The organism is Stenotrophomonas sp. 220_Sma, from assembly GCF_056487375.1.
This window is the reverse complement of the sequence record NZ_CM151348.1, coordinates 3,084,981-3,104,536: the sequence shown is the minus strand read 5'-3', so window position 1 is coordinate 3,104,536 and position 19,556 is coordinate 3,084,981. Positions and strand designations below refer to the sequence as shown.

Annotated in this window: 19 protein-coding genes, 1 tRNA gene and 2 pseudogenes; 8 read left to right on the top strand and 14 right to left on the bottom strand. The window is 64.5% G+C overall.

Going from position 1 to position 19,556, the window contains the following annotated elements; all coding sequences use genetic code 11:
- Window positions 1-168 precede the first annotated feature (168 nt).
- Together ACZLIB_RS14620 and ACZLIB_RS14615 are read right to left on the bottom strand one after the other, a co-directional pair.
- Window positions 169-741, bottom strand: a complete 573-nt coding sequence (locus ACZLIB_RS14620; protein WP_107432860.1) for an energy transducer TonB — start codon at window positions 739-741, stop codon at window positions 169-171.
- 119 nt (window positions 742-860) lie between these two features.
- Window positions 861-1,499: an energy transducer TonB gene (locus ACZLIB_RS14615; RefSeq protein WP_049399657.1), complete on the bottom strand. Its 639-nt coding sequence runs from the start codon at window positions 1,497-1,499 to the stop codon at window positions 861-863.
- A gap of 113 nt (window positions 1,500-1,612) precedes the next feature.
- Here ACZLIB_RS14615 and serS point away from each other — a divergent pair, with 113 nt between their 5' ends.
- The gene (gene serS / locus ACZLIB_RS14610; protein ID WP_032129791.1) at window positions 1,613-2,893 is read left to right on the top strand and encodes a serine--tRNA ligase; all 1,281 of its coding nucleotides are present in this window, start codon (window positions 1,613-1,615) and stop codon (window positions 2,891-2,893) included.
- Between the two features lie 179 nt (window positions 2,894-3,072).
- On the opposite strand, the pseudogene ACZLIB_RS14605 reads toward serS, so the two are convergent.
- Together ACZLIB_RS14605 and ACZLIB_RS14600 are read right to left on the bottom strand one after the other, a co-directional pair.
- Window positions 3,073-3,424, bottom strand: a pseudogene (locus ACZLIB_RS14605) (SH3 domain-containing protein).
- 223 nt (window positions 3,425-3,647) lie between these two features.
- The gene (locus ACZLIB_RS14600; protein WP_032129793.1) at window positions 3,648-4,235 is read right to left on the bottom strand and encodes an FMN-dependent NADH-azoreductase; all 588 of its coding nucleotides are present in this window, start codon (window positions 4,233-4,235) and stop codon (window positions 3,648-3,650) included.
- Between the two features lie 122 nt (window positions 4,236-4,357).
- Between ACZLIB_RS14600 and ACZLIB_RS14595 the strand changes: the two genes are divergently transcribed.
- Window positions 4,358-5,350, top strand: a complete 993-nt coding sequence (locus tag ACZLIB_RS14595; RefSeq protein ID WP_005410175.1) for a LysR family transcriptional regulator — start codon at window positions 4,358-4,360, stop codon at window positions 5,348-5,350.
- Between the two features lie 81 nt (window positions 5,351-5,431).
- Here ACZLIB_RS14595 and ACZLIB_RS14590 read toward each other — a convergent pair whose 3' ends face one another.
- On the bottom strand, window positions 5,432-6,502 hold the full coding sequence (locus tag ACZLIB_RS14590; RefSeq protein WP_478467992.1) for a DUF4241 domain-containing protein: 1,071 nt from the start codon (window positions 6,500-6,502) through the stop codon (window positions 5,432-5,434).
- A 124-nt stretch (window positions 6,503-6,626) separates the two neighbouring features.
- On the opposite strand from ACZLIB_RS14590, the gene ACZLIB_RS14585 reads away from it, so the two are divergent.
- Window positions 6,627-6,716: transfer RNA gene (locus ACZLIB_RS14585), tRNA-Ser, on the top strand.
- Between the two features lie 65 nt (window positions 6,717-6,781).
- Here the strand turns inward: ACZLIB_RS14585 and ACZLIB_RS14580 are convergent.
- Window positions 6,782-6,997 carry a helix-turn-helix transcriptional regulator gene (locus ACZLIB_RS14580; RefSeq protein ID WP_010480570.1) on the bottom strand — a complete coding sequence of 72 codons (216 nt, stop codon included), beginning with the start codon at window positions 6,995-6,997 and terminating at the stop codon, window positions 6,782-6,784.
- A 455-nt stretch (window positions 6,998-7,452) separates the two neighbouring features.
- Between ACZLIB_RS14580 and ACZLIB_RS14575 the strand changes: the two genes are divergently transcribed.
- The 3 genes and pseudogenes from ACZLIB_RS14575 to ACZLIB_RS14565 all read left to right on the top strand — a co-directional run.
- Window positions 7,453-7,692 (top strand): hypothetical protein, encoded by a 240-nt coding sequence (locus tag ACZLIB_RS14575; RefSeq protein ID WP_279912174.1) that lies wholly within the window; start codon window positions 7,453-7,455, stop codon window positions 7,690-7,692.
- Window positions 7,693-8,462: 770 nt separating this feature from the next.
- Window positions 8,463-8,939: a hypothetical protein gene (locus ACZLIB_RS14570; protein ID WP_478444811.1), complete on the top strand. Its 477-nt coding sequence runs from the start codon at window positions 8,463-8,465 to the stop codon at window positions 8,937-8,939.
- Between the two features lie 306 nt (window positions 8,940-9,245).
- A pseudogene (locus ACZLIB_RS14565) lies at window positions 9,246-9,544 on the top strand (transposase); the annotation flags it as partial.
- Window positions 9,545-9,765: 221 nt separating this feature from the next.
- Here ACZLIB_RS14565 and ACZLIB_RS14560 read toward each other — a convergent pair.
- Complete coding sequence (locus ACZLIB_RS14560) at window positions 9,766-12,519, bottom strand: UvrD-helicase domain-containing protein (protein WP_478467990.1); 2,754 nt, start codon at window positions 12,517-12,519, stop codon at window positions 9,766-9,768.
- Between the two features lie 163 nt (window positions 12,520-12,682).
- Here ACZLIB_RS14560 and ACZLIB_RS14555 point away from each other — a divergent pair, with 163 nt between their 5' ends.
- Window positions 12,683-12,907 carry a hypothetical protein gene (locus tag ACZLIB_RS14555; protein ID WP_049463017.1) on the top strand — a complete coding sequence of 75 codons (225 nt, stop codon included), beginning with the start codon at window positions 12,683-12,685 and terminating at the stop codon, window positions 12,905-12,907.
- Window positions 12,908-12,976: 69 nt separating this feature from the next.
- Here the strand turns inward: ACZLIB_RS14555 and ACZLIB_RS14550 are convergent, their stop codons facing one another.
- Together ACZLIB_RS14550 and acuI are read right to left on the bottom strand one after the other, a co-directional pair.
- Window positions 12,977-13,297 carry a hypothetical protein gene (locus ACZLIB_RS14550; RefSeq protein WP_049463018.1) on the bottom strand — a complete coding sequence of 107 codons (321 nt, stop codon included), beginning with the start codon at window positions 13,295-13,297 and terminating at the stop codon, window positions 12,977-12,979.
- Window positions 13,298-13,425: 128 nt separating this feature from the next.
- Entirely contained in the window at window positions 13,426-14,415 is a 990-nt protein-coding gene (gene acuI / locus ACZLIB_RS14545) for an acrylyl-CoA reductase (NADPH) (RefSeq protein ID WP_107431663.1), read from the bottom strand.
- Between the two features lie 101 nt (window positions 14,416-14,516).
- Between acuI and ACZLIB_RS14540 the strand changes: the two genes are divergently transcribed.
- On the top strand, window positions 14,517-14,864 hold the full coding sequence (locus ACZLIB_RS14540; protein ID WP_107431662.1) for a winged helix-turn-helix transcriptional regulator: 348 nt from the start codon (window positions 14,517-14,519) through the stop codon (window positions 14,862-14,864).
- A gap of 298 nt (window positions 14,865-15,162) precedes the next feature.
- On the opposite strand, the gene ACZLIB_RS14535 is transcribed toward ACZLIB_RS14540, so the two are convergent.
- From ACZLIB_RS14535 to ACZLIB_RS14515, 5 genes are all read right to left on the bottom strand, one after another.
- Window positions 15,163-15,360: a hypothetical protein gene (locus ACZLIB_RS14535; RefSeq protein WP_032128612.1), complete on the bottom strand. Its 198-nt coding sequence runs from the start codon at window positions 15,358-15,360 to the stop codon at window positions 15,163-15,165.
- 115 nt (window positions 15,361-15,475) lie between these two features.
- Window positions 15,476-15,853: an EF-hand domain-containing protein gene (locus ACZLIB_RS14530; RefSeq protein WP_049463021.1), complete on the bottom strand. Its 378-nt coding sequence runs from the start codon at window positions 15,851-15,853 to the stop codon at window positions 15,476-15,478.
- Between the two features lie 26 nt (window positions 15,854-15,879).
- Window positions 15,880-16,275 (bottom strand): hypothetical protein, encoded by a 396-nt coding sequence (locus ACZLIB_RS14525; RefSeq protein ID WP_049398244.1) that lies wholly within the window; start codon window positions 16,273-16,275, stop codon window positions 15,880-15,882.
- Window positions 16,276-16,365: 90 nt separating this feature from the next.
- A complete protein-coding gene (locus ACZLIB_RS14520; protein WP_478467988.1) occupies window positions 16,366-18,330 on the bottom strand; it encodes a MacB family efflux pump subunit in 1,965 nt (654 codons plus the stop codon).
- On the bottom strand, window positions 18,327-19,517 hold the full coding sequence (locus ACZLIB_RS14515; protein ID WP_049398242.1) for an efflux RND transporter periplasmic adaptor subunit: 1,191 nt from the start codon (window positions 19,515-19,517) through the stop codon (window positions 18,327-18,329). The genes ACZLIB_RS14520 and ACZLIB_RS14515 overlap by 4 nt, the downstream gene beginning before the upstream one ends.
- Window positions 19,518-19,556 lie beyond the last annotated feature (39 nt).

Sequence of the window (19,556 nt, the reverse complement as noted above, 5' to 3'; positions counted from 1 at the left end):
CGGTAGGTGCCAACCTTGGTTGGCACGCTCATATCACCCGGTAGGTGCCGACCTTGGTCGGCACGCTCATATCGCCCGGAAGGTGCCAACCTTGGTTGGCACGCTTCTCCAAATAAAAGGACGGAGGCCGAAGCCTCCGTCGAAACATCACGAACCCCTCGTCCGCGATCAACGCTGCTCGGTACGGAAATCCACCGGGACCCGCACCACGCTTGCTACTGCGCGGCCGTCATGCACCGCAGGCTGGAACTTCCAGTTCTGCACGGTGTTCAGCACCGCACGGTCCAGGTCGCGGCTGCGCTCGCCGCTGCGCGAAACAATCGCAGCGTTGGCGACATTGCCACGGGTATCAACATTCAGGCTGGCGATCACGCTGCCCTGCACGCCACTGCGCAGTGCAGCAGCGGGGTAGGTGGGCATGCGGTTGCTGGCCAGCGGGCGTGCTTCGCGATTACGTATCGCCGGTGCGGCCTTGTGCTGGCTGGAGGCAGGGGCAGCCTGGCGCGTTGCAGGTGTTGCTGCATCAGTCACCGCAGCCTGCTCAGGGGCGGGCAACATGCGCTCACCAACCGGTGCCGGCGCCACATCCTCCTGGTTGGAATGGCGCAGCCACAGCAGGGCGGCCGCAAACATCGCCACAATCAGCGCGATCCACATCCAGGGCGACGTGGGCTTGTGCTGCACGCTCGAATCCTGCTGCAGCTGCGGCGAATGAAGGTCTTCGTGGGTGGTGGCAGTCATCGCAAACTCCTTCCGTCAACTGACGACGTGGGAAGTGTTGCCCGAGCCATGGACGGGAAGTGTCAGCGCTGCGTCAACGCCACCGGCAGGGTTCAGTTTGCCTGCCGGGAAGCGTTCATTTACTGCGTCTTGAAGTCGAACGGTACTTCAATGCTGCCGGGCACGGCCTGGCCATTGCTCTGCGCCGGGGTGAAACGCCAGCGGCGCACCGCGTCGGTGGCGGCACGGTCGAGGTCGCGTGAACCACTGCGCTGGATCACTGTGGCGTTGTTGGGATAGCCGGTGGCGTCCACGTCTACGCGTACCACCACGGTGCCGGTTTCGCCGGCGCGCAGGGCGGCGGCGGGGTACGACGGCGGCGGCGACTGGCCGGCAATCGGCATCGGCTGGCTGTTGCTGGTCGCAGCCGGCGCAGCGCCCGGGGCGGCCGGGGCCGGCTCGGCGATCGGGGCGGGTGGCGGCGGAGCGGTTTCGACCAGCTTCGGCGCTTCTTCCTCCACGGGTGCCGGCTTGGCGTCAGGCATGTCGCTGGAACCGGCCGCAGCGGCCAAGGGTTCCGGCAGGGGCTCGACCTGGGCGGTTTCCTGCGGGGTCTGTGCGGCCGGGTCGGCGCGGAAGAACTCCTTGTCACGGCCGGTCAGCCAGACCAGCACGAACAGCAGCACACCCACGCCGAAGGCGATGCCGGCGATCTTCAGGGCGTTGCGCGGGATATGCACAGTGAACGACTTGGCGGACGACGAGCGGGGTGCAGACATGGACCGGACCAGTACGGAATAGCCCGATTCTGCCACGCCGGGAATGAACCGGGCGGCAGAAATCCGTATAACAAGCGATAATCCCATCCCTGATACCCACCACGACACCTGCCATGCTTGATCCAGCCCTGCTCCGCCACCAGCCCGCCGACCTCGCCGAACGCCTGCGCACCAGCCGCGGCTTCGAGCTCGACGTGTCTGCCCTGGAGTCCCTGGAGGCCGATCGCAAGCGCATCCAGGTGCGGACCCAGGAGCTGCAGAGCCTGCGTAACAGCCGTTCCAAGGCCATCGGCCAGGCCAAGGCGAAGGGCGAGGACGTCTCGGCCATCATGGCCGAGGTCGCCGCCTTCGCCGACGAGCTGAAGGCTTCGGAAGTGGCGTTGGACGAGCTGCGCGAGAAGATCGATGCCATTTCGATGGGCATTCCGAACCTGCCGGCCGATGACGTGCCGGCCGGTGCCGACGAGAACGACAACGTCGAGCAGGCGCGCTGGGGAACCCCGCGTCAGTTCGACTTCAAGGTGCTCGATCACGTCGAACTGGGCGCCCGCAATGGCTGGCTGGACGGCGAAACCGCCGCCAAGCTGTCCGGTTCGCGCTTCACCGTACTGCGCGGCCCGATCGCGCGCCTGCACCGTGCGCTGGCCCAGTTCATGGTCGACCTGCACACCGGTGAGCACGGCTACGAGGAAACCAACGTGCCGCTGCTGGTCAACGCCGATTCGCTGCGCGGCACCAGCCAGCTGCCGAAGTTCGAGGACGACCTGTTCAAGACCGCCGTGGGCGACTCCACGCGCTACCTGATCCCGACCTCGGAAGTACCGCTGACCAACATCGTGCGCGACGAGATCGTCGATGCCGAACGCCTGCCGCTGCGCATGACCGCCCACTCGATGTGCTTCCGTGCCGAGGCCGGCAGCGGTGGCCGCGACGTGCGCGGCATGATCCGCCAGCACCAGTTCGAGAAGGTCGAGCTGGTCTCGATCAGCCGCCCGGAAGACAGCGACGCCGAACACCAGCGCATGACCCGTTGCGCCGAAGTGGTGCTGGAAAAGCTGGGCCTGCCGTACCGCAAGGTGCTGCTGTGCACCGGCGACATGGGCTTCTCGGCGGTGAAGACCTACGACCTGGAAGTCTGGCTGCCGTCGCAGGAGACCTACCGCGAGATCTCCTCGTGCTCGAACTGTGGTGACTTCCAGGCCCGCCGCATGCAGGCCCGCTGGCGCAACCCGGCCACCGGCAAGCCGGAGCTGGCGCACACGCTGAACGGCTCGGGCGTGGCCGTTGGCCGCGCGATGATCGCAGTGATGGAGAACTACCAGAACGCCGACGGCAGCATCACCGTGCCGGAGGCCCTGCGCCCGTACATGGGTGGCCTGGAAACCATCGGATGATAGCCTGATGGGGTGGGTGCCATGCTTGCATGGCACTGCTCTGACTCTGGTGGGTGCCATGCTTGCATGGCACTGCTGCGGCTCTGGTGGGTGCCATGCTTGCATGGCACCGTATCCACGCATGGCGTGGATCTACGATGCGGGCTACATCCACGCCATGCGTGGATGAGCCACCGTGATCACTCCAGAACCCGCAGCTTCTCCAACGGCACCCATCCCGGTTCGCCGGTTTCCGGCACGCACCACGCCCAGCCATTGAGCGTGCGCTCGCCACGCAGCAGCTGCCCGGGATCCACATCCAGTTCCCGCGCGCAGTAGTCTTCCGTGGCAAATGCGCCACCCTGCGCGTCGCGGCCGATCACCGGCGCCGGCACGAATCCCGGCTGTTGGCCCTCTGCCTCGCACAGGAACCAGTCTTCCCAGCCTTTCAGGCCCTTCATAACGTTCGCCCACCACCAGCGCCTGGCCACGGCGCAGGGTGATCGGGTGCGGAAATTCGCTGCGGTGTGCAGTGGTCACGATGTAGTTCATGGCCCCAGCCTAACGTTCTGGTGAGCGTCGCGCATGGCAGCGTATCCATGCGCACGTGCGGTAGAGCCACGCCATGCGTGGATGACGTAGCGCTCAGTCCATACGCCACAAAAAAACGGCCCCGCAAAGCGGGGCCGCCAGGGTGGGCCGGGATGGGGGAGGGGATCCCGGCCCGCGTTCAGCGCCCAGACGAGGAGAGAGCGGCGCCGAACGCTGGAACGCGTTACGCCGCGGCGGCCTCGGCCGCTTCGTGCGACGGCAGCGCAGCCAGTGCGCCGGCAATGGCGTCTTCGCGGTGCTGCGGCGAGTAGGCGATGCCTTCGGCGCGTACGAACTCGACATCGTTGATGCCCCAGAAGGCAAACGTCTGGCGCAGGAACGGCTCCTGGAAGTCCGCGGGCGAATCGGTGTAGATGCCGCCACGGCTGCTGGCGATGATCACCCGCTTGCCACCGGCCAGGCCGACCGGGCCGTTCTCGGTGTACTTGAAGGTGCGCCCGGCCACGGCCACGCGGTCGATCCAGGCCTTCAGGGTGGACGGAATGCTGAAGTTGTACATCGGCGCGCCGATCACCACGATATCGGCCGCCAGGAACTGCTCGAGTACCTGTTCAGCATCGGCGGCTTCGGCAGCGTCGGCCTTGGCAAGCGATCCGCTGCGCAGATGCGGTACCGGATTGGCGTCAAGATCGCGATAATCAACCTGCAGGCCGTCGATCTGCTGCGTGAACTGGGCCACCACGGCGGCGGTCAGGTGGCGGGAGACGGAGTTGTCGCCAAGCACGCTGGCGTCGATGTGCAGAAGCTTCATGGCAGTACCTATGTTCGGGAGAGGTGGCGGACTTGCCGCCGACGGAGAGAACGATAGGTTGTTGCAAAGGCGGAATAAAGGTGGTTGAATGCCACGTATTGTTCTAGATATGGAACTCGGGCATGCATGACCTGAATGATCTGTACTACTTCGCGATGGTGGTCGACCATGGCGGATTCGCCGCCGCCGAGCGCGCACTGGGTATCCCCAAGTCGCGCCTGAGCCGCCGCATCAGCCAGCTGGAAACCGACTTGGGCGTTCGCTTGCTGCAGCGCTCCACGCGTCGTTTCGCCGTCACCGATGTCGGCACCAGCGTGCACCGCCACGCGCAGACGATGCTGGCCGAGGCACAGGCCGCACGCGAAGTGGTGGACCGCCTCAGCGCGGAACCGCGCGGCGTGGTGCGCGCCAGCGTGCCGGTATCGCTGGCGCAGATGCAGCTGCCCAAGCTGCTGCCCAAGTTCCTTGAGCAGTACCCGAAGGTGCGCCTGCAGTTGAACATCAGCAACCGCCGCGTGGACATCATCAACGAAGGCTACGACGTGGCCCTGCGCGTGCGCTCGCGCCTGGACGACGATGGCAGCCTGGTGATGCGCAGCTTCGGACAGGTGCAGGAACTGCTGGTGGCCAGCCCGAAGTACCTGGATCGCGCCGGCCGGCCGAAGGATCCTGAAGAGCTGACCCAGCACGTCACCCTCAGCATCAGCGAAGACGAAGCCCGCCAGCGCTGGGAGCTGCACGGCCCGGAAGGCGAAGTGCGCCGGGTCGACCTGCAGCCGCGCGTGGCCGGCTTCGACTTCCCGCTGCTGCAGAGCATGGTGAAGGACGGCTTCGGCATCACCATGCTGCCGGAAACCGTGTGCGCCGACGCCGTGCGCAACGGCGAGCTGGAAGTGGTGCTGCCGGACTGGTCGCTGCCGCAGGGCGTGTGCCATGCCGTGTTCGCCTCGCGCCGCGGCCTTCTGCCGGCGGTGCGCGTGTTCATCGACTTCCTGGCCGAGCACCTGCCGCCGCAGCTGGAGGCCTCGCGCCTGGATTGCGGTGGCGCCTGTGAAAAGGCCAAGGAGCGGATCAAGGCCAGTGCGCTGGGCGCGCTGGCGGTGGACGCGGGCTGAGGCACCTGGCCGCAACCGCACCGCCAATCTGTGAAACGGTAGCGCCGGGCCATGCCCGGCGTTGCTGCTTTCCGGCCCCGGTCAGTTCCGGCCGAACAGCCGGTCCCAGAAGCTGCGCCGCGGCGGTGCGGCCGGCCTGGGCTCGGCAATGACCGGTGCTTCCAGCACCGCCATCAGTTCCGCGCTGCGTGGCTTCTTCAGGAAGCGCGCGTAGTCCAGGTAACTGGTCACCTTGCTCATGTGCAGCCGCTCGGGCATTGCCGGCAACGCGCCGCCCTGCAGCAGCACCCGCAACGCCTCTGGGCGGTCCAGACGGATTGCCTCGAACACGGCGGTGCCACCGCATCCGGGCTCAATCTGGTTGGCGCGCTGTGGCGCATCCTTCAGCAGCTCTCGCAGCGCATCCGGGTCGTCGCGGTCCACGGCGGCAACCAGCCGTGCCAGCGCTTCAGCTTCTTCGGGTGGAAGACTGTCGCGATAGGCCTGGTCGGCGATCTCGCGCTCGTCGCGCCCGTCACCGCCCTGGATGCACAGGAAGTCGGTGACCAGGGCGACCGGAATGCCGGAGGTATCCAGCGCCCAGTAGCTGGGATAGACGCCGTCGCCCCAGCCGCTGGTGAATACGACCAGGCCGTGTGGAGAGTCCTCGCCCCAGGGGCGGTACTCGGCGCCTTCATCCAGGCCGTCATGGTCGATCAGCGCATCCGACCACTCGCTGTCTTCGTCGCCATCGGTCTGTTCGATCAGGGCCAGCAGTGCCTGCTGAGTGTTGGTATCCATGAAGCAGCCGATGCCGGCGTCGACCGGATAGCCAATGAAACTGTCCTCATCCAGGCCGGTCAGGTCCTGCGTGGTCCAGCGCGCCATCTGCCAGTGCAGGGCAGACGCAGTGAGGGCTTCGCGGGGCTTGAACCAGACCACGGCCAGCGCCGGGCGGCCGCTGTGCACGATGATTTCGACCGGATGCCGGCCCAGCGGGGCGGTGTAGTCGGCCAGCGCCGGCGCCTCGGCCTGGACCAGCGGATCGCAGACCACCACATGCCCACTGCTGACCGGCAGGTGCCCGGCGAACGAGCGGTGCAGGGCCACTGCGGCCAGCTGGGTGTCGTCCAGCAGGGTGGTGCGCAGGTTGGCCAGATCGAGGTGGGCCATGGGGGCTCCGATTGCAGTGAAGGCCCCACCGTGCCGGATGCGAAGGGCGGGGGCAAGGGTGGTCTTGGGCAAATGCCCTTCACGTGCGAGAATACGCCGCTGCCCGGGCGACCGGGACCCGATTGGAGAGATGGCCGAGCGGTTTAAGGCACCGGTCTTGAAAACCGGCGAAGGGTTAAACCTTCCGTGGGTTCGAATCCCACTCTCTCCGCCAGTCTTTACAAAAAGCTCCTAGAAATAGGGGCTTTTTCGTTTCTACAGCCTTCGCTACCCGCCCGCTTACCCATCCACCTGCAAAGGTCGGTTCTGCGCGATCTGCTGCCGAACCCAGCCTTGCACCTCGGATTGTATCCAGAGTGCGCGACGGCCGATGCGGATAGAGCGCGGGAAGCGGCCAGCTTTGATCTCGCCGTAGATGAAGGTGGTGCCCATACCGGTCATCTGGCGCACGCGATCAAGCGATAGCAGCTCTTCCAGTCTTTCAGCCGCGCCCATGATGGCCTCCGATACGACTAGCCTCCGTAGGGCGGTCGGCCAGCCCAAGCTGGAACTGCAGAACGTTGTCGATCGGCGTATCGACCGATGGGTGGCGCGCGCCGCGCACCGGTCGGTTGAGCCTGCGCCAGGCAGCAATGGTCGCATCGGGATCGTCATGCTTGCTGGTCGACCTGCAGGCGCACTCGACCAGGTGGCCGCCGCCAGCGGACGGGCAGCGCTTGTCGTGGATGTGGCGCCCGGCGGCCGGCGGCGCAGTTCGGCAGTCCTTCGGGGTGAGCTACATGTCGCGGAGTCATTATGCGCCCTCCATTTTGTGGCTATAGCTCTGGCGTAGTCTGGGGGCCTCGGAGCCGAGCTTTAATTTTCTTAATCCACAACTTATCCACATGGCTGTCCGTGGCCGCAGTGTGCTGGGGGATATAGTCTGTGCTTGGCACTTAATGGAGGCCGAAATGAACTGGAACAGCAGCGATAACAAGCACTACCGTGGTCCGATAGATCGAGTGTTTGTCTCGATGACCGAGCAGTACGAGGTGAGTTACTTCATTGATCAGTATCTGAAGACTCGCGGTTATGGTCTGACTGACGAGAATAGGAAGAAAGTCGGCACTAAACTGGCTACGTATGCGGGCAGGGCACCGTTCAAGCGCGACGACCTCAACGCGTTCTTGGACAACGGCTGGAAGAAATGAGATGTCCGCGAGAGGAGAGTCGCACTCTCCTCTCGTTCCCTGAGGAAATCCCAATGGTTTGAATGACGCCGCGCCGCGGCGTGCTCCCGCAAACCCACCGTGGTACTTGGATTGACCCCTCCAAGCAAACCATGCGGTGGCACGGATGGAGTGAACGGAAACATCTGCGTGGGCGTCTTCGTGCCGCATTTCCTCTCGCTGGCACTGGGTCACCATCAATCGCTCCCAGGCGGGAGCGGTGGGGAGCTTCGATCTGGAAGCAGGAAAGCCGTCAGTCATCGGTGGTCTACCTAAGACATTGGGTGCAAGGGGCGGTGTGAGGCGCGCGCAAGGAGAACCTGGTGTCGCACACATGCTCGCCTGGGCGGATCACGACGTGAACGCACGACAATAGACATTGGAATCGAGCGGCAAGGACGCTCGCGCCGGGCGAAGCAACGAATTGCGCGCGGGTGACGTTGAGCACAGGTGCAGCGGTGAGCAGCTGGTCAGCCATGGGTGATCTCCTCCGGCCGCATTGGCGTGGCAGAATACCCGGCAGTCCACAGGGGGATCAGGGAATGAGCTGGTGGAGCGGCTTTAGTACGTGCTCGGGCTTGGGGGTCGACGGCTGTGTCGTCTGGTGGGACGGGTGGGCGGTTGTCGTCGCGACACTCGCAGTCTTTGCGACGGTATTTCTCGGCATCGCTACGCTTCGGCTTGGCCGCCAGGCAAACTGTCTTGGGCGCATGTCCGTAAGACTGGGCAGAGCGGCCAATCGAGCTGCGAACTTGGCCGTGAAAATTGCGTCGGAGGAATCGAAAGCCCGTGCCGACCAAGAGCGTGCTCGCCGATTGCTGGTCCTCATCCAAATACGGGCTGAGGCGGCATTGGCCCGTGGCATCTTGAAAGGCACGTTGGACGCGATGCTCGCTGAGGGCGCAGAAAGACAGTTCTTGGCAGACCCGGGCTTCCGTAGTCGCATACGAGGCTCGGTACTCCTGCAAAGATTCCCGGTGGCGGAGTCGCTCAGCGATCGGCTGCATTACATCGGCCATCCGGTTGCCGGACACTTGGCCGCCGCTATGGCGATCGTCCAGAATTGGGCGCGCATATTTCCAAGCGCTGAGACGTTGGCTGGCGTTCCGTCAGACAATGATTGGGGCACCACTATGAAGGTGGTGCAGCTCGTGCATGGCCATATCACACAAGTTGATACCGCTTGCGATGCGGCCGCAGTGGAGGCGGGAATTGTGCCGGCCGAGTGATCGGCCGCGATAAGTGTCACGCCAACGGGTCATGAGTGCGCCTCCTTGATACTGGTGATCTGCTGGCCGCCGAGCGCTGCGCGGAACTCCCGCCGCTCGGCTTCGTTTGTGTAGTAGGCGGCGCGCTCCTGGCGCTCGCGCTTGGTGAACTGCGTGTCGTGCAGCGCGTGGTCGGCGGCATCGCGATTCGCCTTCCCGGTCCTCTGTACCGCGGGCTGACGTGCACGCTGTCTGGCCGGGCGACGGGTTCAATCCCGTTTTCACGGACACTCACAAGAGGGCCGATGCAGGCCATGAGGAGTGTTCATGTCAAAGCGTAGGAAGTTCAGTGTCGAGTTCAAGCGTGGTGTGGTTGAGCAGGCAAGCCAGCCCGGCGTCAGCTGTGCCCAGGTGGCGTGGGAGCCGGGAGTTCGGGACACCCTACTGACCCGCTGGAAGCGGGAAGCACAGCACCCGGGAGCTGCCGCTTTCGGCGGCACCAGGGCGCCACGGGACGACGAGCTGGCTCGCATTAAGCGTGAGCTGGCTCGGGTCAAGAAGGAATGGGATTTTTTGCGAGGAGCGGCGACGGTCTTTGCAAAGGAATCATCCTGAGGTGTCGGGTGAGCCGTGTTCTGATCACCGTCCGCCTTGTGCGGTTGACGACGTCGCTGGTACCAGCGACGTCGGTTACATGGCCGGCATTCTCTCTGCCAGAATCATGGAAATGCCCCTTGGAGCAGGGGCCTTTCTTGCTGCTTCCGCAGCTACTGCCCAGACATCGAGCCGTTACGTCAGCCTGCGCAGCCTGGTTTGGGCGGGTGCACATGGATGAGGCCGAATGCACTTACCCACGCCGCCCACCCTTCGGCTTGTTGTGGCACAACGGATAACTGGAGCACGACCGGAAGGCCCCATGCGGTCCATTGCGGTCCACGAACACGCCCACCTTGCATACCGGACAGCGTTCTTCGTGGATGGCCGCGCCAGACAGGCTCGTCACTTCCACGGCCCCGTCCTTGACCAGCTCATCCAGGAACGGCGAGTGCTTGCCCTGCAGCGTGAACATCGCAACCGACCGCCGCGCTCGCGTCAGCGCCACATAGAACAACCGCCGTTCTTCGCTCAGTGGGTAGGTATCCCCATCCGGCATTGCCAGGGAAAGCACCGGGTCATCCGCGCGCAGGCTCGGAAAGCTGCGGTTGATCATGCCCGGCAGGATTACGTAGTCCGCTTCGCGCCCCTTCGATCGATGTGCGGTCAGGAACTCGACCTCCATCGTGCTGCCGAAGGCTGTCTTCCAATCCGAAGGCATCGCGCTGCGATCGGCGCGGTAGCGCCCCAGGATGAAGACCGTCACGCGTCCGTTGCGCCCTTGCGGCACCGCCCCGGACAACAACTGCTGATGCAGCTTGGCGAGGTACTGGCGAACACCATCCTGCACCTCCTCACGCCGGTTCATCTGGAACGCCTGCAGTACCGGGCCCATCGCCGGTGCAGCTGAGCGAACTGCTTTGGCGATCTGCGCGGGGTTGCGGCTGATGAAGCGGCTGGACACATCGCAGAGCGCCTGTGGGCAGCGGAACGTCTGTTCCAGTTTCAGCACCTGGCCATGGCCCATCCACTCGCGGAATCCGGTCATTACCGAAACGTCGGCCCCGGCGAAGCGGTTGATCGACTGCCAGTCATCGCCCACTGCAAACAGATAGCGGCCCGGTTGGCTGACCAATGCACGGCAGAGGCGTGCGCGGGCGCGCGAAGCGTCCTGGAATTCATCGGCCATCACCAGCTCGTAAGGCGATTCGTAGCGGCCCTGTTCCAGCAGCCCGGCCGCCATGTTGAGCATGTCCTCGAAGTCGATGCCGCGCTCGTCAGCCAGTGCGTTGTCCCAAGCCTGGAAAACCGGCCCTGCGATTTCCAGGAAGCGACGGTGTCGCTCCTTGAACTGATCCTCGGGCATCTGCCGCAGGCGTGCGGCCATATCGTCCAGCGTCAGGCAGTTGCTCTTGGCGTGGGCAATGAAGGTGCGCATCAAGCCGATCAGGTCCGCATCGGGCATCGGTTTGGCGCCCTGATCGGGCAGCTCGCGGTCCGGGTTCGGGTCGAGCTCGATGTCACACTCGCCAAGCTTCTCTGCGAGATCCCGCAGGGCATGCCCGTTGCGCAGGCCAAAGGATGTCGTCTCGACAAGGGCCGTGCCGCGTGCCACATGCTGCTGGCGCTTCCAGTGCATCCGTTCGCTGTAGTTGGCAATGTGCTTCGGCGGCTGACCATCAGCATCCAGCGCAAAGTGCTCGTGATACAGCCCGGCGTCCGGATAGTAGAAGTCCGGGCGATACTGGCGATGGGTGTCTGTCGCGGTATCAAATTCGTAGCGTCGCTCGTAGTCGTACGTCACGCCGTTGTAGAAGAGCCAGTCGGCGATCACGCACTCTTCCAGGCTCTTCACCCGTTCCCCCTGCAGGGTACGGATGTAGGGCGTGCCATCGCGGTCGTAGCCGTCGGCCTCCATTTCCGCGCCGAATGGCGGCAGGTCGCGCCCGAACACCAGGCGGAACATGTCCCATTGGGTGCGGAAGTGGGTCGAGCGGTCCTTCAGGTCATCCACCAGTTCGGCCAGCTTGTTGAAGCCCAGCGTGGCGTCAGTGGTCCATTCGGGGATGTCGGGCTTGCGTCCGGTGGCCTTGGCGACGATGGCCAGGCCGAGGGCGTGGAAGGTCCGGGCTTCAACCACGGTGTCGCCCATGCCGAGCCGGTCGAAGCATCGCTGCGCGCGCTCCTCCAGCTCCTTGGCAGCGTCCTTGTTGAAGGCGAGCATCACGATCCGTTCGGGTTCGACAAAGCCGCGATCAATGGCATAAGCGGCCTTGGCGACCATGGTGGAGGTCTTGCCAGAGCCAGCGGAGGCGACGACCTGCACGCGGTTGTCGAAACAGATGACGGCGCGGGCCTGTTCGTCGGTCAGCGGCTTGCTCTCGACCCGGTCCAGGAAGTCCTTGGCCAGTACCCGTTCGCGCGCTGCCATGGTTGCGTTGGCGTCGGCCCACGCCTCGGGCCAGTCCAGCTGCCAGTCGCCCAGGGCGTCCAGTGCTGCACGGTGGCTGGGCGAATGCAGGTCCTCGTGCACATCCTCATCCAGGAACAATTGTTCCAGCTCGCGCGGCGGGAGCGGCAGGGCGGGGCGACCGGCCAGCAGTGCCTGCTGGTGTTCGTGCGTGATCCAGCGGCGGCCGGTGCTGCCCCGGTCGATGAGGGCATCTGCTTCGGCCAGCCACGACTGGATCTGCTCCAGAATCGTGTCGAACAGTGCCTTGCGCCCGCGCGTGGTACCCGTAAAGCGCAGCTGCTGCAGCGCTGCCGCAAGCCGGGAAGCCTGGCTGTTGGACAGTCCATCCACGGTCAGGACGCCGTCGCCCTGGGTCTGCAGGACGACCTTGGCCCAGAAGAGTCCAGGGATGACCTGCACGCGCTCGTCGTCAGCCACGTGTTGCCGGTACTGGCGACCTTCAATCAAAAGCTCAACATGTTCGCCGTCAAGTCGCAGCCACCAGTTCGGCGAGCGGGTCACACGTAGGCCCCAGCCCGAGGGGCGCCATTCCATAGACATCCAGATACTGCCTTGCGTACGTCAACTGGGCTTGCAGAGCCCTTACCCCTCCATGATAAGGGGCCTTGACCACGCGCGTGGCCTTTCGCTTCATGGTCGGCCGTGCGACCGGTTTCATTGACGTGGGCGAAGGCCGTTGCCAGCATGAAGCCTGTGGATGTGGACGCCGATCATGGAAATCGACTGGAACAGTGTGGGTACCTTGAAGCACACCGTCGGCGGCTACGATATCCGCACGGATGCACTGAAGATTCTGGTGACCGCTGCAATGCAGGGGCACGAAGGTGATGCCTCGCAGATGCGCATCGAAATGGAGGACGGCGTCGTGTTTCTGCCAGACGAGATCAGGCGCCTGGCACTGGCGCGGAGTCGCATCCGCTAGCCTCGCCGATCGGCACTGGACCTGGTTGCCCTGCGGCAGCTCCAGGTGCCAGCACCTGCCGGCACGGAATCACTCGTAGACGCGGTCCTGCCTTGTTGGAGGCACCTCAACCAGGTCTCCCCGCCGGATCAGCTCATCCAGATCCACTGCCGATGCCGCCAATGCCTCCTGCGCATCGAAATCCCATTTGTTCCTGTACTCACGCGCCAGGAGATCGCAGACAGCCTTGGCGCGTTGGTAGGCATCGCTCTTCGCGTCATCCTGCATCAGCTCATCGCGATGGATCTGGCAGAGCATCAGCTGATGTGCGTCTTCGCCGCGCTCGCGCTCCCAGGCAATGTCGGGCAGGCCGGAAAGAGCGGTCGCAAGTGCGAGTGCAGTCATTGACATGGCGGTGTCCACAGTCGGCGGAAACCTGAGCGTATGCGAGCAGCAGTGGCAAACGGCCACTGCCGCACGCATGGTTTCACGGCGTGTTCACCATTCGTTGCCGGATGGAATCCGCTGGGGAGGCTTCCTCAGGCATTCACATCCACCACTATCCGCCCACGCACCTTGCCCGGAATGATCTGCTCGTAAACCTCAAGCACGTCGGCAAGCCCAATCAGCTGCACCGTGCTTTCAAGCTTCTGCGGATCCAGGTCGGTGGCAAGCCGGTCCCACGCGCGCTGGCGGACGTCCTGCGGCGCGTTCACCGAATCCACGCCCGCAAGGGTCACGTTGCGCAGGATGAAAGGCAGCACCGAGCCGTGCAGCGCGTCGCTCTGCGCCAGGCCGCACGCGGCCACGGCACCGCGGTACTTGGTCTCGGCGATGGCGTTGACGAGGGTAGGGCCGCCGGCCACATCCACCACACCGGCCCAGCGTTCGGCGCTCACCGGCCGGTCGCGTGGTTCCGAAAGCTGCGCGCGGTCGATGATTTCGCTCGCACCCAGGTTGTGCAGATACTCAGCATGCTCCGGGCGCCCGGTGGCGGCCACCACGCGATAGCCCAGCTTTGAAAGGATCGCCACCGCAATCGAGCCGACACCGCCGTTGGCGCCGGTCACCAGCACATCGCCCTTGTCGGGCGTCACGCCGGCATGTTCCAGGGCCAGCACGCACAGCATGGCGGTATAGCCCGCGGTGCCGATGGCCATTGCGTCGCGGGTGCTCAGGTTGTCGGGAATCCGGTTGAGCCATTCGCCGCGCACGCGGGCGCGCTGTGCCAGGCCGCCGTGGTGACTCATGCTCAGGCCCCAGCCATTGAGCACAACGCGGTCGCCTGGCTTGAAGTCGGCCCTGCTGGATTCCAGCACCACGCCTGCCAGATCGATGCCGGGAATGAGCGGGAACGTCCGGATGACCGGGCTCTTGCCGGTGAGGGCAAGCGCATCCTTGTAGTTGAGCGTGGAGTACTCGACCTGCACCAGGACGTCGCCGTCCATCAGATCGGCCTCATCAAAATCGACCAGATCGGTCGAAACCTGGTTGTTCGTCTTGCGGGCGAGCAGTGCTTTGAACGTCATGGAGGGGCTCACATTCAAGGAATGGGGCCATGCTAGGCTCGCACTGCTATTGCAACAAGAACGATGATTTTCCGTAGGTACTATGGTTTTCCGGAGTATGCATGCGTAGCAAGCGTTGGGATGGCAAGAGCGGTTGCGCCGTGGAGGTCACGCTGTCGGTCATGGGGGGCGTGTGGAAGCCTGTCATCCTCTTTCACCTGATGACCGGCAAGCGTCGCTTCATGGAGCTGACGCGGCGGGTGCCCAATGCCACCCAGTCCATGCTGACCAGCCAGCTGCGGGAGCTGGAAGCTGATGGGGTGGTGATCCGCCATGTCTATGCAGAGGTGCCACCGAAGGTCGAGTACGAGCTGTCCGAATTCGGGCGCACGCTGGTGCCGGTGCTGCTGGCCATGCGCGAGTGGGGCGAAACCTATCGTGGCCATAGAAGCACGGACAGCGACAGCTGAGGTCTGAAGCGTAGCGCCGAGTGTGGTCGACATGGCCCGCGCACCCCGCAGCGTTTCGGAGGCCATAGCAATCGCGGTAGTGGTATTGCTGCAGGCAGCGCATGTGGAGCGCTGCCTCGCTTCGTGAAGGGCGGCGAGCAGGATATCGAAGTGCAGGCGCGCGAAAATAACGCGATGCGGATGGGATGAAATCACTCCGCCCACGCGTATGGAACCTCTTCAGTAGCTCGGGGCAGCGCCTGGCAGCCAATGCCAGCCCCCGAAATGGGGGCCGGCACACATCACGGCAGTGCGTGACTTACGGGATGGTGCAGCCGCTGTTCCGCAGGCAGCGGGCAAAAGCCGGGTAGCACACCTTCTCGCCATTGCCCGCTGCGAGGCAGGCCTCGTACGCGGTGTAGCACGGGGTACAGCGGGACTGCGCGGAGGCACTGCCGATTCCCAGGGTCAGTGCAGCAGCCGCAATAGCAACAGACAGCTTGAATCCAATCTTCATGCTTCACTCCGTTGATAGCCCTCCTTGGGCACCTCGGAGGCTAACGTGGGAAGAGGGTGTATTCAACCCGCACCGAGCCCGGATGGGTATCCATCTTCAGCGCCCCGCCCTGGATTTACTTTGTTGGTGCGTCCGCAGTCTGAGCGGCAACCATGGCCTGTTGCATTTCCTTCAGCGACAGATAGCCATCACCATCGGTGTCCAGGCCCGCGAAGTACTTCGCGATCTCCGGCACCACGTTGGCTTCCTCCTTGCTGATCCTGCCGTCTTTGTTCCTGTCCATCGCGGAAAACGCGGCGTCGATGGAATCGGCCTGCTTGCTGAAACGTTCCTGCTGAAATGTCGCGTACTCTGTCTTGTCGACGCGTCCGTCGTTGTTGGCATCCATGGCGGTGAATGTGGCGTCGATGTAGGCCTGCTTCGGGTCGGCCGGTGAGGCCTGGGCCAGCAACGGGGCAGTGCACAGGGCGATCAACAGAGTGATCCTGGTCATGGGTGATTCTCCTTGAAAATTGCAGATCAGCGGCAGGGATAGGTGTAGCCGTCGGCGCCGCGATAGGTGTCGTTGCGGCGGTCGTAGTTGCCGTAGCGGTTCATGCAGTAGTCGGCGCGCTCGCGGGTCTCGCGCTCGCGTTTGGCGGCAGCGGCAATCACGCCGGCCACCACCGCTGCACCTACCACGCCCACCACGACACCGGCGGTCTTGGCATCGTGCCGGCGCTCGCGTTCGCGCTCATGATTCCGCTCACGTTCGCGCCGTTCCCATGCATCGCGCTCCCGATCGCGGTAGTCCTGGTTCCACTGCGGGTTGTAGCGGTCGCCACGCTGCGCATGGGCGTCGCCGGCGTACGGCATCAACACCAGCTGCGCAGCGACCGCCAGAATCAGCGCGGTTCTTCCTGTCTTCAGAAACATCGTCCAGCTCCTGTGCGGACATCGTTGGTAGCCGTAGTACACCCTGCAGACATTGCGCGAACCTGCCGTCAGGGCGAGCAATTGCAGCGGCTATCGAACCAGCGCCTCCACAGGATCCAGCTGTGCGGCACGGCGTGCCGGCAGGAAGCCGAAACCAACGCCGATCAGGCTGGAACACACGAATGCAGCCAGAATCGAATTGACAGAGAACACCAGGCTGAAGCCCGCATCGGCCAGCTCCATCACCGCGCCCAGCGCCAGCGCCACGCCGATGCCGAGCACGCCACCGAGCAGGCAGACCAGCACCGATTCGATCAGGAACTGCTGCAGGATGTCGCTGCGTCGCGCGCCCACCGCCATGCGCACGCCGATCTCGCGGGTTCGCTCGGTCACCGACACCAGCATGATGTTCATGACCCCGATTCCGCCCACCACCAGTGCGATGGCAGCGATGGAGCTGATCATCATGGTCAGGATGCCGGTGGTCTGTTCAATGGATCTACGGATCTGCGCGTTGTTGCTCATGTAGAAATCGGTGCTGCCGTGGCGGCGAGTCAGCAGTCGCGCGATGGCCTGCTCAGCCGCTTCCATGCTGATCGCATCCGAGACGCGCACGGTGATGCTGGAGACGTGGCTCTGCCCCAGTACGCGCGCCATTGCGGTGGTGTAGGGCAGCCATACCCGCAGCAGCGATGCATCACCGGCCGCACCGGCGTCCTTCTTCACCACACCCACCACGCGCACCGGGACATTGCCCAGCAGCAGGGTCTGCCCGATCGGGTTGTCGGTCGCGGCGAAGAAGCGTGCGCGGGTATTGGCGTCGATCACCACCACCTGCTGGTAGCCGGCCACGCCGGGTGGACCGAAGAAGGCGCCCTCGCCGAGCTTCAGGCCATGCACGCGGAAGTACTGCTCGCTGACGCCCTGCACCTGCACACTGGCAGAGCGATTGCCGCGCAGGGCGGTGCCGCTGGTGGCAACACCCGGGGTGGCGCTGTCCACGAATGGCTGCCGGGCCAGGGCCACGCTGTCGCCGGGGGTGAGTGTTTCCACCCGCGCCGAGTGCAGGTCGCCAAAACCGGAACCGGGATGGATCTCGATGGTGTTGGTACCCAACGAGGAGATGTTGGACAGGATGGCCTGCCGTGCACCGGTGCCCAGTGCTACCACCGCCACGACCGAAGCAATGCCGATGATGATTCCGAGCATGGTCAGGAAGGTGCGCATGCGGTGGGCGTTCATCGCGCGCAGTGCCATGCGGAAGGCTTCAGCGAACCGGTCCCGCCAGACCTGCCAGCCGCCGCTACCCACGGATTGGGGCGCGGCTGGCCTCACCACGCCCGCTGCCAGAGCAGTACCGGTTGCACGATCATCCACGATCCGCCCATCGCGGATTTCGATGATGCGCTGCGCATGCTCGGCCACGGCCATGTCATGCGTGACCAGCACCACGGTATGGCCCTCGGCGTGCAGCTCGCCGAGTATCTTCATCACCTCTTTGCCGGAATGCGTATCCAGCGCACCTGTGGGTTCGTCGGCGAAGATCACCGCGCCACCATTCATCAGCGCACGCGCAATCGAAACGCGTTGCTGCTGGCCGCCCGAGAGCTCGCCAGGGAGATGCTGCATGCGCTCGCCCAGACCCAGCCGCGACAGCAAGGTGGCTGCCCGTGCATGGCGTGCTTCGGCAGGCATGCCGGCGTAGATCGCAGGCACCTCCACATTGCTCAGTGCAGTCAGATCGGTCAGCAGGTGGTAGCGCTGGAAGATGAAGCCGAAGTGCTCGCGGCGTAGTTCGGCCAGTTCATCAGGCGACATCTGCGCGGTCTCGCGCCCGGCGATCTGATAGACGCCGGCGGAAGGGCGATCCAGGCAACCCAGGATGTTCATCAGCGTGGACTTGCCCGAACCGGATTGGCCTACGATGGCCACCAGTTCACCTGCGTGAATATCCAGGTCGATGCCGTCGAGTACCACCAGTGTCTGCTCGCCTGCGGCAAATTCACGGCGTACGCCGCGAACGCGCAGCAGTGGCTCGGTCATGGTCGTACTCATTTGGGTTGCGCGGGTGCGCTTGTGGCTTCGTCGTTGGTCTGCGCAAGCACGACCTGTTCGCCTTCCCTCAGCCCGTCGCGTACTTCCACCTGGATCTGGTCATCCAGCCCGGTGGTGATGCGCCGCGTGCTGGCGCGGCCGTCGGCACCACGGACCTGCACGCTGTAGCTGCCATCGGCGGTGCGCGCCCCCAATGCGGCCGAGGGAATGGTCAGTACGTCGTTGGCGCGGCCCAGCACGATGCGAACCTGCGCGGTCATGTAGCTGCGCAGGCGGCCATCGGCGTTGTCCACGTCGAACTGGCCGTTGTAGTACATGGCCGTGCGGCTGCCACCCGACACCGCCGGTGCGGCGAGGCTGGAACTGTCTTCGTTGGTGATCGATTCCGGTGCTGGTGCTATATCCCGAAGCCTGCTGCTGTAGCGGCGACCGGCATCACCAAGAATGGTGAAGAACGCCTCCTGCCCAACAGCGGTGTGTACGACGTCAGCCTCGGAGATCTCGGCGTATACCGTCATCACGTCCTGATTGCCCAGCATCACGATGGTCGGTGCGCTCTGCACCGCATTCACGGTCTGCCCCTGGCGCGCGACCACGGCCAGTACGGTGCCGTCGGTGGGGGCGGTGATGCGGGTGTACTCCAGATTGGTCTGCGCGACATCGACGTCGGTCTGTCGGCGTGCAACTTCACCGTCCAGCGCGGCGATCTGTTCACGGGTGGCGTCGACCTTGGCCTTGGCTGCATCGAAGTCGGCGCGGGCCACCAGCTGCGCGGCAGCCAGTTGCTGCTGCCGATGCAGTGTCAACTCGAACTGGCGCAGGTCGGTCGCCAGTGCATCGCGGTTGGCGCGCGCGGTGCGCTGTGCGGCCTGCGCGCTCAGCAATGCATTGCGCTGCGTGCGCGAATCGATATCGGCGATGGGATCGCCGGCTTTCACTTTGTCGCCCAGTTTCACATGCAGGGTGTCGATGCGGCCGGAGACCTGCGCGCCCACGCTTACCAGTCGCGAGGGCTTCAGCGTGCCAGTGGCTTCCACCACCTGTTCGATGCTGCCGCGAACGACCGGCGCAACCTGCAGTTGCGGAGGTGGTGCGGGCCGCAACCATGCGAACAGAATCAGTGCGCTGAACAGCAGGGCGGTAGCAATCATGAGCGCCCGGCGGCGCTTGCGTGGTGCGGCGCTCATCGGCGCAGCATCCAGTAGAGACAGGTCATCGCGGGTCCT